Below are 17,134 nucleotides of genomic sequence, written 5' to 3'. Positions count from 1 at the left end.
GATGAAGCCGACGATACCGGCAGCCGCCACGGCGATGAGCTGGGTGATCGGCTGTGGATGGATGAGGCGGTCGATCGCTTCATAGCCGGCAACCAGCGCGCTGAAGAGGATGATCAGCACGATGATGAGGCCGGCATAATCCTCGACGCGGCCCAGCCCGTAATTGAAGGTCTTCGTCGCCGCGCGGCGCACCAGTGAGAAGGCGATCCAGAGCGGGATTGCGGTGGCCGCATCGCCGACATTGTGGATCGTGTCGGCGAGCAGCGCCACGCTACCCGAATAGAAGACGACGATGAGCTGCAGGATCGCGGTGATCGCCAGGATGACGAAGGACCACTTGATCGCCCAGATGCCGCGCTCGGAAGAGGCGATGCTCGGATCGACCACGCCATGCGTATGGCCGTAGCCGCCCTCGCCATGCGTCCCGTGGGAATGCCCGTGTGATCCATGGGCATGAGAATGATCGTGGCCGGGCCGCCCGAAGCCGAACCATTCCGTGACTGCTGAGAGCATGTGCAGCTCCGTTGTTGAAGATCGCTATTACCTATCCCCCTGGAGGGGATATGGCAAGCGCTCTGATTGTGGGGCTGAGCAGCGGCGGGGACGGACGCCACCCGCGCTCTCGTCACTGCCTCCGCCCGATCCGGAATCGGGTGGCTGCCGCTTCTCATATTTCCTACCCCTCCATGACCATCAAAACAGGAGGTTTGGACATGGAACTGGAAGACAAGGTGATCATCATTTCCGGCGCAAGCAGCGGCATCGGAGCGGCCGCCGCCCGGCTGTTTGCGGCCAGGGGCGCAAAGCTCGTGCTCGGTGCACGGCGGGCGCAGAACCTCGACACGCTGGTTTCCGAGATCATCGAAATGGGCGGCATGGCCGTGTCTCTTCCCGGTGATGTGCGCGATGAAGGGTATGCGCAGGCCCTCGTCGATCGGGCACTCGATGCCTATGGCAGGCTCGACGGGGCCTTCAACAATGCCGGTGTCGTCGGCGAGATGGGTGCGTTCGCGGAAATGAGCGCGGCCAATTGGGAAACGGTGATCTCCACGAACCTGACGAGCGCGTTCTTTGCGCTGAAGGCGCAGCTGCAGGTGATGAAAGCGCAACGCAGCGGCTCGATCGTCTTCACCTCATCCTTCGTCGGATACAGCAATGGCGGCTTGCCCGGCATGGGGGCTTATGCGGCCTCCAAGGCGGGCCTGATCGGCCTCGTGCAATCGGTCGCTGCCGATTACGCAGCCGATGGCATCAGGATCAACAGCCTGCTGCCCGGCGGCACCATTACACCCGCAGGCGGCGAGAATAATCCCGAATTCCTCGACTATATCTCGAACCTGCATCCGATGAAGCGGATGGCCGCGGCGCAAGAAATTGCGCAGGCGGCGCTCTTCCTGCTGTCGGACCAATCGAGCTTCATGACCGGTAGCCCGATGATCGTCGATGGCGGCATGTCGGTTCGGCTGCTTTAGCAGAACTGGCCTCGGGCGGTATTGCGCCGCCCGAGGCGGGGAATTTCGCGGCCGTCCCGGAGGGTCACCAGCGCTTCACGGCGCGCTCAATTCCTGACATATTTGCGGAGAGACAGCCAACCGTCGTGGATATTGCGTCATGAACTCGCAGACACGTGAAAAAAGCACCATGCGCGCACCTACCGGATCCGTTACAGGGCTTTGCTCTGCGTCCGCCACCATGTTTGCAGTCGGAATGGCCTTTCTGGGTTACTGGGGGGTCTATGAACAGGGGAGCTGGCGTGCAATCGATTATCTTGTGATGATTGTTGCTGTCATCGGATTTGCGGCACTTGGTTGCGTGCCCTGGATTGTGACCACGCCTGTCGCGGAGGATGAGGCAGACAAGGTCGCCGTCGCCAGGCGAGCGATGGCACTGGGGACGGCGCTAATCTGGACGGCGGTCTGTATCACCGTATTTGCCTGAGTTGCCCTGCGTGACCCCGGCGGCCGCAAAGTGGATCCATTTGAAGCCGATAGGGCCCCCGACCGCCGGCGGCGAGAATAACCCTGAATTCCTCGACTATATCTCGAGCCTGCATCCGATGAAGCGGATGGCCTCGGCGCAGGAAATTGCGCAGGCGGCGCTCTTCCTGCTGTCGGACCATCGAACTTCATGACGGGCAGCCCGATGATCGTTGATGGTGGCATGTCGGCTCGGCTGCTTTAGGGGTGGGGTGGTTCTAGCCTATCGCGGCAGCAGGCTTTGGCGTTTGGCGAGCGCGATCAGGGCAGGCGTTATCTCTCCGTCGTCGACCTCATAGGTGAGGGCGGAGAGTGCGTCATCCCATGCGCCCCATTCGCCGGCAAAATTCAGCACCCGCCGCTTCTGCGTATCGGTCGGATAGGGTTTGCTGAACATGTCGATGCCGCGCTCGATCACATCGGCATGTGTGGTCAAGCCGAGCTCGCGCAAGGCGACTGCGACATCGGAGGCATAACGGCCGGACGAATTGAAGAAGAATTGATGGACGCCGCCATTCAGCATCTCGGCGTTGAAATAATCGACGACGTGGATCTGCTTCAGCGCTTTTGGAAGGCGATCGATCTCCGCGTCCTCCATCGCATTGAGTTTCCCCGTCAGGTAGCTGAGCCGGTCCTCGTCACCGATCTCAGCGCGCGCTTTGGTCGACCATTCGACAAGTTCAGGCGTGCGCTCGACGTAGCTGCGGATGGCGGCCGGAAGCGCGGCCGTCGGGCCGAAGGCGGCGTCGAGCGCGGCAAAATCGGCGTCCTCACTCTTGGCCGCGAGGTCGCGCTCTGCGGCAAAGGCCTGCGCCTGCCGCGTCAGGCCGGCCGCTGTCAGCGCCTGCAGCACCGCATCCGCGTTGCGTGCCGGGTCTGATTTTTCGCTCATCTCGGTCATCTCGTGCAGCGTGTCGTCGCTGACGGACTGGCCCTGAGCGATCAGTAGTTTCTTGGCCTCCTCCTTGAGCTTGCGTGCCTCGGCAAGCGTGGTGAAGAAGTGATGCGGCTCGCCGCCCGGCACCACATAATGCAGGTATGAGAGCCAGAAGAGGTTGCGCACGTCAGGTTCCAGCTTGCCGATATCGGCCAGTATCGGCCCCTTGTCGTCATCATATTTCACCCGCATGATCTGCGGCAGGAAGGTCGTCTCGATGACGAATTCGGTGGACATGGTCGTCAGGGCCTGCAAATCGCGCGCCTCCGGTTGCGTTTGATCGGATGCCGCGGAAGCTTTCGCCAAGATCGCGCTGGTGAGCAGAGCGGCAAGCAAAAGACTGGCGTGTTTCATGGATATTTTTTCCCGTGGCGCGGGTAAATTTGGCGGAGCGTTTGCAGAGTTCAAGCCCGTCGGGTGTGCAGGACCTTGAGCGGTGTAGCGCCGCCCAAGGCAGTTACGGACTATTGTGCCCTGGCCGATCTCCGTTCGAAGGCGCCAGCGAAGACAACTGCCATGGCGCCAATCATCAGTCCGCCGGCAAGCAGGAAGGTCAGCCGCATGCCGGCTGAAATCGCTGCCGGCGTCGCATGAATGAAGTCCTCGGTGCCGGCGCCATAGGCGAAGACGGCGCCCATCAGCGAGGCGCCGGAGATCAGTCCGATATTGCGCGACAGGCCGAGCAGACCGGAGGCTGTGCCGCGCCGGTCCTTCGGCACATCGGCAAGGGCTGCGGTGTTGTTGGCGGCCTGGAAAAGCTGGTAGCCGGGCGTCAGCACGATGATGGCGGCAATATAGCCGCCGACGCCTGAAAGCTCAGGCAGGATCACCAGCAGGAAGGCGCCGGCGGCAAGCATGGCAAGGCCGATCGAAAGCACAGAGCGTGTGCCCCAGGCATCGACCAGCCGGCCGGAAGGCACGCCGCTGACGATGGAAATGACCGGGCCAACGGACATAACGAGGCCCACGACAGCGGCTTTCAGCTCCAGCGCCAGACCGAGATAGAAGGGGCCGACCACCAGCGTCGTCATCATCACGGCGGCCACCACGATATTGACGATGAGATTGGGGACGAGGCGCTTTTCCAGCATGGCAAGCAGGCCCGCCGGGCGCGTCCTGCCCCTGGCCTTGTCGGCCGGCAGTGTCGCGATGGCCAGGATCAGCGCAAGTCCCGCCAGAGGCACCTGCACCCAGAAGATGCCGCGCCAGCCGGCAAGCGGGATGAGTGCGCCGCCGAGCGAGGGGCCAAGGGCCGTGCCGAGAGCGGAGACCGTGCCGAGCAGGCCCATGGCGCGGCCGATGCGCGCCTCGCTTGCGGTCTCGCGCATCAGCGCCATCGAGATCGTCATCAGGAAGGCAGCACCGACGCCTTGAACGGCGCGCGCCGCCATCAGCAGCGGCAGATCGGGTGCCATGGCCGAAAGCAGCGAGGCGACGGAAAAGAGACCGAGGCCGGCAAGCTGCATGCGTTTCAGCCCGTAGAGATCGCCGAGCCGGCCGACGATGACGACCGAGATCGTCAAGGCTGCGAGATAGGCGACGACGACGCCCTGCACCTGGGCGAAGGGCGCTGAAAAATCCTCTGCGAGCTTGGGGAGGGCGATGTTGGCGATGCTGGTGCCGAGCGAGGCGAGCAGCATCGAAAGGGAGAGCGTCAGCGTCACGCCCCGTCTTTCCATTCGCTCCGATCCGGTCATTTCTGCCTGTTCCATATCGATGTCCTCTTGCTTGAAATGTCATTCAAGCGCAGGCTACGAATTCAAGCCGACTTGAGGTCAAGCATGAAATTTCTGGATATCGGAGAGGTCTCCGCACGAAGCGGAATCAAGCCCTCGGCGCTGCGCTATTACGAGGAGATCGGGCTCATCACCTCGGTCTTCCGCCATGGGCTGCGCCGCCAGTTTCCGCCCGAGGTGCTGCTGCAGCTCAAGCTGATCGCCATGGGCAAGACGGCCGGTTTCTCGCTGGAGGAAATATCGGGCATGTTCGGCAAGACCGGTGCTCCGGAACTGCCGCGCGCCGTGCTGCATCAGAAGGCCGATGAGATCGACCGCCAGATCCGGGAGCTGACGGCGCTCAGCGACACGCTGCGCCATGTCGCCGAATGTTCCGCGCCCTCCCACATGGAATGCCCGACCTTCCGGCGGCTGCTCGATGTCGCGGGCAAGCGGGCGGGCGCGGGCAGGGGGGCGCGGGCAGTCAAGGGCAGGTAGCGCCGGGCAGGCAGCTTGTGTGGTTCACTCCCGCCGGCGCTTGCTTCGCCGCGTGCCATCATAAAACCCCGGCGGCTTCTTTCGCACCCAGGCGACGAAGGTCTGGATGGCGGGGTGGGCAAGCAGAGCCTTGACGGTCGGGTAGGACTGTTCCAGCTCCGCTTCGGAAAACTGCGCATGGATCTGGCGATGGCAGATGCGGTGCAGGACCTGCGTCTCCCGTCCGCCGCGGCTCTTGGGCACGAGATGGTGCTCGTCCCGCTGCTCGGCCGGAACGATCCTGCCGCAGAGCGGGCAGATATCAGGCACCGGCGCCTCATACCAGGAGGTGACGTCTTGGTTTCTTTTTCGCGCCATCAGGCAAGATTAGCCGCAAGCCGGACCGACAGGCAACCGGCGCTGCCTTCCAGATCTTCAATGTTCTGGCAGGGGCGGCGGAAGGTCGGGCGCCAGGCGGTGTTGAAACAGAAAATCGATTTACAAAATAATTCACCTTTACTGTCGGTCCGCTGCGGGGAGCAGGGAATGACCGACACCAGGCCCGGACCGGAAATTTCTGATCGCAGTGTCGGATCGGGAAGATCCGGCCCGTCCTAGAGGCATTGCCAAAGTTCAATCCAAAGGAGGATCACCATGCCGAGCACAATCAAACTTCACCGCGTCCTGGCGACCACCCCGGACAAGGTCTATCGCGCCTTCCTGGAGGCAGACGCCGTCGCCAAATGGCTTCCACCCAACGGCTTTACCTGCACGGTCCATCATCTGGAGCCTATTGTCGGCGGAACGCACAGAATGTCTTTCCGCAACTTCACGACCGGCCACAGCCATTCCTTCGGCGGCGAATATCTGGAACTCGTTCCCGGCCAGAAGCTTCGCTACACCGACAAGTTCGACGACGCCAACCTGCCCGGCGAAATGGACGTGACCGTGACGCTGACGAAGGTCTCGGTCGGCACCGAACTCCATGTGGTGCAGGCTGGTATCCCGGATCTCATCCCGGCGGAGGCCTGCTACCTCGGCTGGCAGGAATCGCTGCGCAATCTCGCCCGTCTGGTCGAGCCCGATATCCAGCAATAAGCGTCAGAATCCAGGGGGAGGCCGGGTCTGGAAACTGCTTTTAGACCCGGCCTTTTCTGTGTTCGTACATCCGGTCGTCCTGGGAAATGGCCTGTCCATTTTCTCCCAATTGCGAAAGCCGCTGGAATTGGAACTTCGCGCAACGACGCTCTTTCGCTCAGGCGTCGCCGCACAAGATCCACTGACCGCTGTGATAAATATTGACAATATGTGCTACGCTACCCACCATACAAGAAGAACGAAAGGGTATGCCTATGGCATCAGGCAGCATTCACGTGAAGGTCAGTGGGCAACTCCAAGACCACATTCAGCAGCAGATCGGGGAGGACGGACTTTATGAAAACGCGAGCGAGTATATCCGCGCTCTGATCCGGCGCGACCTGCAAAGCCGCGAGGATGCTTGGGAAAGCCTGCAGAAAGAGCTTGGCCCAGCCATGCGCGCGGATGATAGCGAATTTGTCGCCGTGTCGGCTGAGGATGTCATTCGTCGCAACAAGCGCCGCTGATTATGGCGACTTACCGGTTCTATCCCCGAGCGGATGCTGCTCAGGACAAGATTTGGCGCGACACCGTGGAAAAATGGGGCGAGGAACAGGCCGCTACCTACATTACGGGTCTGCACGACCATTTGAAACATCTCTGCGACGAGCCCAAGCTATGGCGGCGTCTTCCTCAGAAACTGGCTGTGCCCGCTGACGTTAAACGCGAAGCTTATTTCAGCCGCTATGAACGACACTACGTGTTTTTCCGGAAACTGGACAATGGCGATCTGGGTATCATGAGTATTCTCCATGAGCGGATGGATTTACCCGTTCGCCTTGCTGACGATTTGGCGGCGCTTTTCGATAAAGCTTCCGATCCGGAGACATAGAGCCAACCTTTAAACCGTGTCTCGGTCTTTCAGACATGCTGTCGGGCCTCCGGGCAGGCTCGGGAGCCTATTTTACGAAGCCGGTCGACTTCGATCTCCTGATGGCAAAGGCCGTCTGGTGCGTCACACGTATCGAGAACAACACAAGGTGGGGCAGGGCCTGCAGGCGGCCTGTCGCGGAACCGTCTCCACCATATCAAAGTATGATTTCGCCCTTCGGAATATCTGCCAGGATCGCCGCATGGACCCGATGATGGAGAGTATTTCGATGAAGAAGATTATCGCGGTGTCGTTGACGGTTGGTTTGGTTACCGGCCTGATCGGCTACAATGCCAGTGCGTCCGGAGAGACCGATAACGGGCGCACCCCGGTCCTGACTGAAATGCCTGGCGGCTACCGCGACTGGCCGCTCATCGCGGTCGCGCACGAAGAGGGCAAGCTCAACGATCTCAGAGCCATCCTGGGCAACGATATTGCGATCAAAGCCTTCCGGGAAGGGGCAACTACCTATCCTGACGGCACGATCATTGCACGCCTGGCGTGGGATTATCATCCGTTGGAAGAAAGCAAGGAAGCCTTTGGCGCGCCCCAGTCATTCGTCGCCGGGTCGCCGAAGAACGGCGTGCAGTTCATGATCAAGGACGCAAAGAAATATGCTTCGACCGGCGGCTGGGGATATGTCGAATTTGACGACGGTAAACCCTCGACCACGGCAATGCCCGAAGCATGCTTTTCCTGCCACTCGATCGTCAAGGATCGCGACTTCGTGTTCAGCCGGTACGCACCCTGACAGTGGCATCTGTCCTGAAATTGATTATCCACTATAAAGCATCCATGCCGCGCATAAGAGCGTCCAGGCGGCGCAGTCGAGGTTGGATATGAAGTTCGCCGCTTGTCTTTTTGCCATATGGTCGTTCTGTAGCGCCGTCGCGCCGCCGCTGATGGCAGCGTCCGCTCCCATCCTGTTGACGGCGCAGGGTTGTGGCGATTTTCTGGCGCAGATGCAGAAGAAGCCCGATCATGCAGAATTTGCCGGGTGCAGCTACGCCCCGGATCGGCAGGGCAAGCCGCTTGAGGCGACATATCACGTACCCGGCCGGTACGCGGCTGCCACCGAAGCCTATCTCATCAAGACCGTGGGTTTGAACCGCCTCAAGCGCTCCTGTTGCCTATGGGATTCACCCGCCAGCCAGTTCCGTGATTCAATGGGCCGCGACTTTTTGATCTCCATGGTCTCGGAGGAAACCATGTTTTCCAGCCGCAGCGAGTGGCACCGGATCACCGTGTTCGAGATCACGGTGGAGACGTTTACGGAAGATATGTGACGAAGCGGATATCAATCCGCAGAACCGCCGTATCCGGCCGTCATTCGATCTGCTCATCCAGCTGCTGCGCGATGGTTTCGTAGTGGCGGGATGAGGCTGTATTCCCCTGTCTGGCGTATAGCCCGCTGACCTCCCGGGCGGCCTTCGCTGCTGCGCGGAACGCGTCGAGCCTGACCTGAGGTTCCAGTTCCGCATTGCCGCCGATATCGCCGTCCTTGAAGCGGCCGACGCGATAGCCTTCATTGTCGATCACCCCGATGACAGGCACTCCGGCCTGCATTTCCCCGTAGAAGGCAGGGCCGGCGCGATCGCCATCGCGGCGACGCAGCATTCCCGGTCCGGAAGCCTTATTTGCCGGACATGCGCCGGTCCAGTATGTCGGACCTGACGTAAGGGAAACAGGAGACACGAATTCGCAATGGCTGGCCGGATCCTTGGACCACGTCAGGCCGCCCGCTGGTTCCTGTGCCTGCAGAGGCGGCGCGCACCACAGGGATGCGACGACCGCCAGGGTGGCTACGACCTTCAGTGATTTCGGCTGCTGCAATTTTGATGTCCCCCTGCTGATCCGGCGCGCTTCGGTCCAACGATCTCAGCCAAACGTCTAAAACGTGTCGCGCTCCTTCAGATTCGCTCGCCATGCTTTAGCTCTTTGTTTTACGCATGTCGTTATCGCAAAACCGCTGCACAGTTTTGCGCGACATGCTTTAGAGCCGCCTTTTAAACGGTGTCGCGATCATTTCAGATTCACCTGCCGCGCTTTACGTCCTTTTACGCATCTCATTACAGCAGAACCGATGCGCACTTCTCTTTACCTGGGGTCCTCGGCCGCTATTGGCGAAAAGGCGTTACGGAGCCGGTTGCGGACTGCGCTCGAGAGGACAGAGATTTCGAGCCGCCCAAGCCTTGCGTATCCGCTATCCTGGCGAGTTCCAGATCCTCCGGAAAGTCGTAGACTTCGGCGAGCCGCCGATCCAGGAGCGCCATTTCCGTTTCAAGGGCATGCCGCCGGAAATCGGGCAGCACCTGCAAGCCATATTCGAGCACGGCACGCAGCCGGCGGGCGATCTGAAAGTTCCCAGCGCCGTAAAGCCTGATTTCGCTGAAGGTCAGCTTCACGAAATCCTCCCAGTCAGGCGCCCTGCAAATGACCCGCAACTCTCCGGCCCGGTCGAAAATCTTCGCACCGCCAAGGTCACGCCTTCCCACGAAACAGAGCAGGCGCTGCAACTGATCGATCGCGAGCACAGCCGTCGTCGGATCGTTGATCGCCTGCGAGAGCGCCTTGATCGCGATGTCGACGATGATCCTGAAGGCGAATGTCGCGTCCTGTTCGAGGGTCCGTTCGGGCCCGAAGGCAATCAACGATTCCAGCACGTCTTCTTCCGGCGTCAGGATGCCGTAAAGCCGGAAGAGGGGCTCGCCGGAGGCGACGAAATCGCCGATCCGCGGGACCAGTTCGACGACGGAGCGTGTTTTTTCGGCCTGCATCAGCAGGGCACTCTTGTTGATGGCAACGATGATGCCGGGCCGCCCCCGGTAAAGGATGACTTTGTCCGGTTCGGTGCCGGGGAGCAGGTGCGTGAGGGCGGTGTCCGCCTCGGCCTTCGCCATCGCTGGATAGACATCCTCGATCACCGCATGGCCTTCCTCGCTCACGCGCAGGATAATGCTCACCGGTCGCAGCAGACGGGCGGCATAATCGATCAGGTAAAGGAAGGTGGCGATGGACAGAAAACCGAGAAGGCCGGTGATCTCGACGATGGCCTGAGGGACGGCGGCATCCAGCCGCACCAGCGCGCCTGTCGCGAAGAGCAGGGTGAATGTGAAGAGCCCGACGGTAAAGCGGATGGCGTTGTCGTTCAGCAACGTCGTCGCGATGATCCTGGGCGTCAGCTGGCCGCCCGCGATCTGGATCGCCACCAGCAGCGACCCGAACGTGAAGACGACGAATGTCAGCGTCATCGTGACGATCGTCTCCAGCAGTCTCTGGGTGCCTTCCACGCCCCATGGCCATAGTTCTATCGAGGCAAGCCAGGGTTCCAGCAGATAGACCATGCGGATTGCCAGGATGTAGAGGAGCAGGGCTATGAAGGGCACCAGCCACAGCGAAGACTTGATGTAGCTCTTCAGGCTATACAGCCGGTTCCAGCCCATTTTGGTTCCCTCATTTCCCTCGGTGCCCGGCCGCCGCCGGAAATGCCTGCATTCCCGCTCCCGCCTGCGGTGGGATCATCCGTCGAGAGCCGCGTTTCAGGATTTCGCCCCACCTTCGATCCTGTCCAGCCGATCGGGATTGACCCCGCAATTATGCACGAACCGGCTCAGCAGTTACGTATATTACTGTAGGACACGCACTGAAGATGCGGGGCGAACCACGACTTGCGGGCCGCCTAGCCATAATGGCGCCGATCGGTGACGAGCCTTCATCGTTCGGTCTTTTTCTGGTCGCCATCGCGGTCGCCCTCGCTATCGCCTTCGAGTTCGGGCGCCGCATCAGGTCGTCTCGATATCTATCGGTAAACTTCCGTGTTATAATCGCCTTCGGCGCCACCCGGCGCCGTCCGGCGTGGCGTTGCGTGCACGGAGACCTGTCTGATGAGCGAAGTGGACGTGCTTTTTACCGCTTTGCGACAGGCGGCCGACCCGAAGACCGTCGAGAGCATCGAGAATGTCGTCAGGCATGGCGCCGGTCGCGATCTCAACCGCATCAATGCGCTGGCCTTCGCCAAAGCCCATTATCTCGATGAAGAGAAGGTGATCGCGGCGTTTCTGCATGCAGCCCGCATCGGCGCCTTCGAGATGACCTGGAATGTGCTCTGCCCGGGATGCGGCGGCGTGCTCGATACGGGTGCCACATTGAAAGCCGTCGACCGGGAGGCCTATCATTGCGCGCTCTGTGCGGCCGGCTACGAGCCGACGCTCGACGAGATGGTCGAGGTTACCTTCACTGTCAGTCCGCGCGTGCGCAGGATTGCTGCCCACGATCCAGACCGGTTGCCGCCCTTGGAATATTACCGGCAGATCTTCTTCTCCTCCGGCGTCGACCTGCCTGACGATCTCGAGGAAAGGTTTGCGCGCATCCTCCTGGAAATGATCGAACTCGATCCCAGCGAGAAGGCTTTCGTCTCGCTGCAGTTGCCGGCGGAATTCATCATCATCTTCGATGCGGTGACGCATTCGGCGCAGTTCCTCGACGTGCAGGGCGAGCCGACCGGCGAACGCCAGAACCTGTCGATGGTCCTCAGCCACGGTCATGCGCAGAACGAAACGCTGACACTGCGCCCCGGCCTGCTGCGCCTGACTCTGGAAAATCACACCGATCGCCGCGTGCTGCCGAACGTCTGCATCGCGTCAGATGAGATGCACGACATTCTCGGCCACAGGCGGCCGTTCCTGACGGCCAAGCGTCTGCTGACCAATCAGAGTTTTCGCGACATCTACCGCACCGATACGCTCGATGTGGACCAGCGCCTCAAGATCACCAGCCTGACCTTCCTCTTCACCGACTTGCGCGGCTCGACGGCACTTTACGAGCGCGTCGGCGATCTCGCCGCTTTCGATCTGGTGCGCACGCATTTCCGGGTTCTGCACGAGATCGTCGCCACCGAGGCCGGCGCGGTCGTCAAGACCATCGGCGACGCCGTGATGGCGACCTTCCCGAGCCCGGATCGTGCGGTGGCGGCAGCACTCAGGATGCGCGAAGCGATGCTGCGGCTGAATGCCGAGCGCGGCAGCGAGGATCTTCTCCTGAAGATCGGCATCCACGAGGGGCCCTGCCTTGCCGTCAGCATGAACGACCGGCAGGATTATTTCGGCCAGACCGTCAACATCGCCTCGCGCGTGCAGGGCCTTGCCGAACCGCAGGTGATCCTGACGACGGAGGCGGTTGTCGGCAATGAGCAGGTTTCGGAGATGTTGCGCCACAGCGGCATCACCTCGGCTTCCCGCATGGAGGAACTTCAGGGGATCGGCAGGGAAGTGAGGATTTTCGCGCTGTCGTGAGGGGCTATCTGCGCTTTGATGTCATGCGAGTTTGAGCGGTTTCCGTTGACGGGCCAGGAGCTCAAATGCGTTACTCATCATATGATGATGATGGGGATTTTCCCTGCTGTTGCAGTGACTTTGTGCGTATGATGTTTTTTCAGGAGGCAGCATGGCGAAATCTATCGGTATACTGCTGGTAACGTTGTTCGCAGTCTAGACGGCAGCCGGAGCCAGGTTTGCAGGTGTGTATTTTCTCAAGAGTCATCGTCTTTGTTATCGTCGTTCTCATGTCCCATTCGCGCGCCGTTGGGGCGATGCAGGAAATTGCCCCAATCGAATCTCCCCCTAACCGGACCGCGCCCTGGGAGATCGAGTGGAGTATGCCCGACCTGAAAGACGAGACTACACCAAAGACTCTGGTTGTTTGTTCTGAGCATGTGAACGAACAGATCAGGCAGTACAGATCGCTGATTGAAAAAGCCACCGTGCTAAAAGGCTACACGATCCTGGATGGGAACGAGCTGAACGCACAGAAGCGAGCCGCCGATAACGTTGGTTACATCGTCTTCATCAATCAAAGTGCCGATAACAAGGCGCTCAGTGATTGCATAGAAAAGTATCCCGATCTCAAGCCGATCGTTACTCATTTCATTCAGACGAATATACCTGATTCACAAAAAACAATGCAGACGTTAATCCAGGCCGGAGCCTTGCCGGCAGGAATGCCGCCATCGCAATGTATGTCGAGATTTTACTACCCGACGGAAGACTATTATCCGACGAGGGAACAGCATCAACGATGGGTCGCGCACGTAGGCATAGCTTATTCCTCTGACGAAATCTGTTTGGAGAGCTTTCTGCCTAGCACCTTCGGTATCGATCCCGATTCCTGCCAGTCAGCAGGGATTTGCCGCTGACTACTGTGCCACCGATCCGGGGACGACGTTTTACAGGAGCAGGCGTCTTCGGCTGTTTCGCCACATCAGGGCGGCCAGGGACGAGGCCGCCGTGCTCGCCGTCCTCGCAAATGAGTTTCCGGTCGAAAGGTCACCGCTCTCGGCAAAACCCGCCGACGCGGAGGCGCTCTATCGCTCGCTGTTTGCGCTCACGACGGGCCATGTTGTCCGGGCCTTGATCCAACTCAATGAAGAGATCCGCCGCTTCCAGCATAGTTCTCCGGTTGCGATTTGGCCCGTGCCGGAGCGGATTGGAACCATTTGATGACATTGAGGGGGCTCTCTTCCATCTTCGCAGACCTCGATCCCGGCGATGCGCTCGGCGAAGTGCTTTTCGGGCTGATCATGGCGCTGACATGGACGGTCGGTTCGAGGCTCGTGCTTGACGAGGAGGGATTGGATGTCCGCGACCTCGTCGTTGCGACAATCGGATGCAACGTCGCCTGGGGCATCATCGACGCCGTCCTGTTCATCCTGGGGACGACATTTTACAGGAGCCGGCGTCTTCGGCTGTTCCGGCAGATCAGGGCGGCCAAGGACGAAGCCGCCGCACTCGCCGTGCTCGCAAAAGAGTTTCCGGTCGAAGGCTCGCCGCTCTCGGCAAAACCGGCCGATGCGGAGGCGCTCTATCGCTCGCTGCTTGCGCTCACGCGCCGTGCCGAGCCGGCAAAACTGTCCCTGACGAGAGCCGATCTGCGCGCTGCGGCCGCTATCTTTCTGCTGGTCTCGGCCACCGCACTTCCCGCCGTCATCCCGTTCTTTCTGATCGACAATGCCAACTGGGCGCTGAGGGCAAGCAACCTGTTTCTGGTCGTCCTGCTGTTCGTGACGGGTTATGCATGGGCCGGTTTTTCGGGTGGCCGGCCGTTTTACGCAGGGATCACGATGACCTGCCTCGGATTGTTTCTGGTCGCAATCGCGGTCGCCCTCGGCGGCTGAAGCCATCCGGGCGAAGTCGACCTCCTGAACGCGCGCCGGGAAGTGTTTCGAGGTTGCGTCTATGCTAATCTTGGCGTCGATTGGCTGACCTGATGGATGGGGCGACGATGAAGCAACGGCTTTCTGTCATCATGGCCGCTGACGTGGTCGGCTACAGTCGACTGATGGGGGTCGACGAGAAGGGCACGCTTTCCGCCCTGAAATTGCACCGGCACGAACTCTGGGATGTGAAAATCGCATCCTATCAGGGCCATACGATCAAGCTTATTGGCGATGGAATGCTGACCGAGTTTCAGACTGCCGAGGAGGCGGTTTTATGCGCGGTCGAAATACAGCTGGAGATGCGCAGGCGCAATGCGCATGTCTCCGGCGAGCGAAGGATAGAATTCCGGATCGGAATCAATATCGGCGACCTCATCTTCGATGACGACGATGTCTATGGCGATGGCGTCAACGTGGCGGCACGCATCGAAAGTATCGCAAGGCCGGGAGGCATAGCGATATCGGCGTCGGTGCGTGATACCTTGGGCAAGCGCCTGGATATCGGCTTCGAGGATCGGGGCGAGCATGCGCTGAAGAACATCGAGCGGCCAATCCGCATCTTCGACGTCAATCTCGACGACGGCGGAAAGGCGGAGAAACCCGGCCCTGCTCTGACGGTTGAACCTGCAACGCAGCCGATCGGAACACATCGCGGGCGGGAGTTTTCAGCGAACAGAACGCTGCTCTTCGTTTCGAAATTCTCCAATCTAAGCGGCGATCCGGATCAGGATTATTTCGGGGCCGGGATAACAGAGGATGTCGTGGCGGCCCTGGCGCGGTTCTCCAGGCTGACCGTCGTCGTTCAGCGACCGCCCCCGCAGCCGCAGCAGGCCGAGCCGATCCCGGCCTACATCCTTGAAGGAAGTGTCCGGCGGCTTGGCGATCGCGTCCGGGTCAATGCCAAGCTGATCAATGTTTCAGGCGAGCAGATCTGGGCGGAAAAATACGACTTCGACCTCGTCGACATCTTTCACATCCAGGACGAGCTGTCCCGCTCCATTCCGGCAGCACTCAGCGTCAAGATCGAAGAGGCGGAGCGGCAGCGCGTCCTGAGCAAGCCCGTGACGTCGCTGAGGGCATATGACCTGTACCTGCGGGGCCGGCATCATCATCAGGGTTCCAACCCGGATGACGTCCGGCTCGCGAGAGAAATGTATCTTGCCGCGATCGAAGACGATCCGGAATATGCGCGGCCTTACATCGGCCTGGCGTGGATCGAGCTCAGAAAACTCAAATGGAACGAAATCGTCGACATCGACGCCGCCCTTGCAACCGCATCGGCCCTGCTGGGCAAGGCCCTGAAGCTCAATCCCATCGACTCCGATACGCACTGGGCGCTTGGCGTCGTCCATCTCTGGCGCGGGGAGGCCGAGCGGGCCGTCGCCTGCTACGAGCGTGCTAGGGAACTGGCTCCCAACAACTGCGACCTGCTTGCGGAATATTGCGATGCGCTCGGTTATCTCGGACGTCTTGACGATGCCATCAGGATGGGAGAACTCGCCGTCAGGCTCAACCCCAGCCGCCCCGACTGGTATCTCTGGGATATCGCCGCAGCGAAGTTTCTTTCGGGAAAGTACCCGGAGGCGCTGTCTCTTCTGGAGAAAATGGCCGAGCCTGGTCCTGCCTACCGCCTGCTTGCGGCAACCTATGCTCAATTGGGACGGCTGGAGGAGGCACGCCAGGCCGCGAGCGAACTCCTGAAGATCAATCCCGGCTTCTCGATAGAGCGCTACAGCGCCCGCGCTCCCTATCTCGACAAGGCCCTCATGGCCAAATACATCGAAGGCCTGCGACTGGCGGGGTTGCCGGAGTAGATGGGCGCATTGTCTGGCACAAGATGCCAGATGTCGCCAAAAGGCGACCACTGAGCGCATGCCATGCACTCCTTGGCCAGACACAGCTGATCGATATCTGCCCGTCATCATTTTCTCAAGGACATAGCCATGATGCGAATTGCAATTATCGGAAATGCTGGGGGCGGGAAATCCACGCTGGCGCGTCTGATAGCTGCAAAACTGGGCGTTCAGCACACAGAAATTGACAGCCTGCTTTGGCAGGAAGGCTGGATTGAAACGTCCCGCGAGGCTTTTGAGTGGGAGCACGCCAAAGCAATAGCGCAAGACAATTGGGTCATCGACGGTCTCGGCCGCCTGGACCTAATTCCCGAGCGGCTGGAACGCGCGACGGATATTGTCCTGGTCGATATGCCATTGTGGATGCATTTTTGGCTGGCTGCCGAACGCCAAATTGCTTGGGCCAGAGGCGAACTCGAACATCGCCCTGGCGGCCTTGCAGGAATGCCTCTCACCGAGGCCTTGTTTCAAGCTATATGGGAAGTTGAGCAATCCTGGATGCCGAAAATCCGCACCTTATGCATAGAAGCCGAGGTGCAGGGGAAGCCAGTTATCCGGCTGCAAAGCGTTGCAGATATCGACGCCTTCGCAACGAATTATCGGTGAGTAATCATGATCTGTGTGCTGCCTCACGGGCTAGGCAGCACGGGATTCTTGGGGCGGGCAAATCAGATTCAGTATGGATGGTAAAGAGACGGCTTCTCTCCACTGAGCATGCCGAGGCGCCGTTGCCCGCCGGAATGATGGGCGGTTATGGACCGAACCTGAGGCGGCTTTGACAGGCGCTATGATGAAAAAACTCAACGTACAATCGTTACTTTTTCAAATCGTGTGCCCGACGCACCTGACTTATTGCAATTTCTGCGTTTGAATTGTAGCACTTCCTCATTCGAAACGACTGTCGTTCCAAGGCGATGGTGAGTCGTCACCGCGCTCGTGGCAAGCTGAAATGGGGGCA

19 protein-coding genes and 2 pseudogenes are annotated in these 17,134 nt (G+C 60.1%); 15 read left to right on the top strand and 6 right to left on the bottom strand.

What is annotated here, in order from left to right:
* On the bottom strand, positions 1-513 hold a 513-nt coding region (locus PMI11_RS25805), incomplete at its 3' end, for a cation diffusion facilitator family transporter (protein ID WP_007823189.1).
* Positions 514-713: 200 nt separating this feature from the next.
* Between PMI11_RS25805 and PMI11_RS25800 the strand changes: the two genes are divergently transcribed.
* The 3 genes and pseudogenes from PMI11_RS25800 to PMI11_RS25790 form a co-directional block, all read left to right on the top strand.
* Positions 714-1,472, top strand: a complete 759-nt coding sequence (locus tag PMI11_RS25800; RefSeq protein WP_007823181.1) for an SDR family oxidoreductase — start codon at positions 714-716, stop codon at positions 1,470-1,472.
* Between the two features lie 139 nt (positions 1,473-1,611).
* On the top strand, positions 1,612-1,938 hold the full coding sequence (locus PMI11_RS25795; RefSeq protein ID WP_007823179.1) for a hypothetical protein: 327 nt from the start codon (positions 1,612-1,614) through the stop codon (positions 1,936-1,938).
* 64 nt (positions 1,939-2,002) lie between these two features.
* A pseudogene (locus tag PMI11_RS25790) lies at positions 2,003-2,181 on the top strand (SDR family oxidoreductase); the annotation flags it as partial.
* Between the two features lie 18 nt (positions 2,182-2,199).
* Here PMI11_RS25790 and PMI11_RS25785 read toward each other — a convergent pair.
* Together PMI11_RS25785 and PMI11_RS25780 are read right to left on the bottom strand one after the other, a co-directional pair.
* Positions 2,200-3,267, bottom strand: a complete 1,068-nt coding sequence (locus PMI11_RS25785) for a DMP19 family protein (protein ID WP_007823173.1) — start codon at positions 3,265-3,267, stop codon at positions 2,200-2,202.
* Between the two features lie 110 nt (positions 3,268-3,377).
* Complete coding sequence (locus PMI11_RS25780) at positions 3,378-4,625, bottom strand: MFS transporter (RefSeq protein WP_007823172.1); 1,248 nt, start codon at positions 4,623-4,625, stop codon at positions 3,378-3,380.
* Positions 4,626-4,694: 69 nt separating this feature from the next.
* On the opposite strand from PMI11_RS25780, the gene PMI11_RS25775 reads away from it, so the two are divergent.
* On the top strand, positions 4,695-5,126 hold the full coding sequence (locus PMI11_RS25775) for a helix-turn-helix domain-containing protein (protein WP_007823170.1): 432 nt from the start codon (positions 4,695-4,697) through the stop codon (positions 5,124-5,126).
* Positions 5,127-5,150: 24 nt separating this feature from the next.
* Here PMI11_RS25775 and PMI11_RS25770 read toward each other — a convergent pair whose 3' ends face one another.
* Positions 5,151-5,483: an HNH endonuclease gene (locus PMI11_RS25770; RefSeq protein ID WP_037072131.1), complete on the bottom strand. Its 333-nt coding sequence runs from the start codon at positions 5,481-5,483 to the stop codon at positions 5,151-5,153.
* Positions 5,484-5,759: 276 nt separating this feature from the next.
* On the opposite strand from PMI11_RS25770, the gene PMI11_RS25765 reads away from it, so the two are divergent.
* From PMI11_RS25765 to PMI11_RS25745, 5 genes are all read left to right on the top strand, one after another.
* Complete coding sequence (locus PMI11_RS25765) at positions 5,760-6,203, top strand: SRPBCC family protein (protein ID WP_007823166.1); 444 nt, start codon at positions 5,760-5,762, stop codon at positions 6,201-6,203.
* Positions 6,204-6,457: 254 nt separating this feature from the next.
* Positions 6,458-6,709 carry a ribbon-helix-helix domain-containing protein gene (locus tag PMI11_RS25760; protein WP_007823164.1) on the top strand — a complete coding sequence of 84 codons (252 nt, stop codon included), beginning with the start codon at positions 6,458-6,460 and terminating at the stop codon, positions 6,707-6,709.
* 2 nt (positions 6,710-6,711) lie between these two features.
* The gene (locus PMI11_RS25755; protein WP_007823163.1) at positions 6,712-7,074 is read left to right on the top strand and encodes a type II toxin-antitoxin system RelE/ParE family toxin; all 363 of its coding nucleotides are present in this window, start codon (positions 6,712-6,714) and stop codon (positions 7,072-7,074) included.
* Positions 7,075-7,315: 241 nt separating this feature from the next.
* Positions 7,316-7,864 carry a cytochrome P460 family protein gene (locus PMI11_RS25750; RefSeq protein WP_007823162.1) on the top strand — a complete coding sequence of 183 codons (549 nt, stop codon included), beginning with the start codon at positions 7,316-7,318 and terminating at the stop codon, positions 7,862-7,864.
* Positions 7,865-7,952: 88 nt separating this feature from the next.
* A complete protein-coding gene (locus tag PMI11_RS25745) occupies positions 7,953-8,399 on the top strand; it encodes a DUF4952 domain-containing protein (RefSeq protein WP_007823161.1) in 447 nt (148 codons plus the stop codon).
* Positions 8,400-8,439: 40 nt separating this feature from the next.
* Here PMI11_RS25745 and PMI11_RS25740 read toward each other — a convergent pair whose 3' ends face one another.
* Positions 8,440-8,946: a hypothetical protein gene (locus PMI11_RS25740; RefSeq protein WP_007823160.1), complete on the bottom strand. Its 507-nt coding sequence runs from the start codon at positions 8,944-8,946 to the stop codon at positions 8,440-8,442.
* A gap of 284 nt (positions 8,947-9,230) precedes the next feature.
* Positions 9,231-10,556, bottom strand: a complete 1,326-nt coding sequence (locus tag PMI11_RS25735) for a DUF2254 domain-containing protein (RefSeq protein ID WP_007823158.1) — start codon at positions 10,554-10,556, stop codon at positions 9,231-9,233.
* 441 nt (positions 10,557-10,997) lie between these two features.
* Here PMI11_RS25735 and PMI11_RS25730 point away from each other — a divergent pair, with 441 nt between their 5' ends.
* From PMI11_RS25730 to PMI11_RS25705, 6 genes and pseudogenes are all read left to right on the top strand, one after another.
* Positions 10,998-12,404 carry an adenylate/guanylate cyclase domain-containing protein gene (locus PMI11_RS25730; protein ID WP_007823156.1) on the top strand — a complete coding sequence of 469 codons (1,407 nt, stop codon included), beginning with the start codon at positions 10,998-11,000 and terminating at the stop codon, positions 12,402-12,404.
* Positions 12,405-12,628: 224 nt separating this feature from the next.
* Complete coding sequence (locus PMI11_RS25725) at positions 12,629-13,303, top strand: hypothetical protein (protein WP_244430681.1); 675 nt, start codon at positions 12,629-12,631, stop codon at positions 13,301-13,303.
* A 19-nt stretch (positions 13,304-13,322) separates the two neighbouring features.
* A pseudogene (locus PMI11_RS38540) lies at positions 13,323-13,484 on the top strand (VIT family protein); the annotation flags it as partial.
* Positions 13,485-13,606: 122 nt separating this feature from the next.
* A complete protein-coding gene (locus tag PMI11_RS25715) occupies positions 13,607-14,281 on the top strand; it encodes a VIT1/CCC1 transporter family protein (RefSeq protein ID WP_007823149.1) in 675 nt (224 codons plus the stop codon).
* Between the two features lie 107 nt (positions 14,282-14,388).
* Positions 14,389-16,137, top strand: coding sequence for a tetratricopeptide repeat protein (locus PMI11_RS25710; protein ID WP_007823147.1), 1,749 nt, complete (start codon positions 14,389-14,391; stop codon positions 16,135-16,137).
* 129 nt (positions 16,138-16,266) lie between these two features.
* Entirely contained in the window at positions 16,267-16,782 is a 516-nt protein-coding gene (locus PMI11_RS25705) for an AAA family ATPase (RefSeq protein ID WP_007823145.1), read from the top strand.
* The last annotated feature ends 352 nt before the right edge of the window (positions 16,783-17,134 follow it).

Origin of the sequence: Rhizobium sp. CF142, assembly GCF_000281145.1 — a bacterium.
Taxonomy (GTDB): Bacteria; Pseudomonadota; Alphaproteobacteria; order Rhizobiales; family Rhizobiaceae; genus Rhizobium.
The sequence above is the reverse complement of the archived record's forward strand: the minus strand, read 5'-3'. Positions and strand labels throughout refer to the sequence as shown.

Excerpts from the sequence above, each read along its gene's own strand:
- PMI11_RS25800 (WP_007823181.1), top strand. The coding sequence starts at position 714 with ATGGAACTGGAAGACAAGGTGATCATCATTTCCGGCGCAAGCAGCGGC.
- PMI11_RS25795 (WP_007823179.1), top strand. The coding sequence starts at position 1,612 with ATGAACTCGCAGACACGTGAAAAAAGCACCATGCGCGCACCTACCGGA.
- PMI11_RS25785 (WP_007823173.1), bottom strand. The coding sequence starts at position 3,267 with ATGAAACACGCCAGTCTTTTGCTTGCCGCTCTGCTCACCAGCGCGATC.
- PMI11_RS25780 (WP_007823172.1), bottom strand. The coding sequence starts at position 4,625 with ATGGAACAGGCAGAAATGACCGGATCGGAGCGAATGGAAAGACGGGGC.
- PMI11_RS25775 (WP_007823170.1), top strand. The coding sequence starts at position 4,695 with ATGAAATTTCTGGATATCGGAGAGGTCTCCGCACGAAGCGGAATCAAG.
- PMI11_RS25770 (WP_037072131.1), bottom strand. The coding sequence starts at position 5,483 with ATGGCGCGAAAAAGAAACCAAGACGTCACCTCCTGGTATGAGGCGCCG.
- PMI11_RS25765 (WP_007823166.1), top strand. The coding sequence starts at position 5,760 with ATGCCGAGCACAATCAAACTTCACCGCGTCCTGGCGACCACCCCGGAC.
- PMI11_RS25760 (WP_007823164.1), top strand. The coding sequence starts at position 6,458 with ATGGCATCAGGCAGCATTCACGTGAAGGTCAGTGGGCAACTCCAAGAC.
- PMI11_RS25755 (WP_007823163.1), top strand. The coding sequence starts at position 6,712 with ATGGCGACTTACCGGTTCTATCCCCGAGCGGATGCTGCTCAGGACAAG.
- PMI11_RS25750 (WP_007823162.1), top strand. The coding sequence starts at position 7,316 with ATGGACCCGATGATGGAGAGTATTTCGATGAAGAAGATTATCGCGGTG.
- PMI11_RS25745 (WP_007823161.1), top strand. The coding sequence starts at position 7,953 with ATGAAGTTCGCCGCTTGTCTTTTTGCCATATGGTCGTTCTGTAGCGCC.
- PMI11_RS25735 (WP_007823158.1), bottom strand. The coding sequence starts at position 10,556 with ATGGGCTGGAACCGGCTGTATAGCCTGAAGAGCTACATCAAGTCTTCG.
- PMI11_RS25730 (WP_007823156.1), top strand. The coding sequence starts at position 10,998 with ATGAGCGAAGTGGACGTGCTTTTTACCGCTTTGCGACAGGCGGCCGAC.
- PMI11_RS25715 (WP_007823149.1), top strand. The coding sequence starts at position 13,607 with ATGACATTGAGGGGGCTCTCTTCCATCTTCGCAGACCTCGATCCCGGC.
- PMI11_RS25710 (WP_007823147.1), top strand. The coding sequence starts at position 14,389 with ATGAAGCAACGGCTTTCTGTCATCATGGCCGCTGACGTGGTCGGCTAC.
- PMI11_RS25705 (WP_007823145.1), top strand. The coding sequence starts at position 16,267 with ATGATGCGAATTGCAATTATCGGAAATGCTGGGGGCGGGAAATCCACG.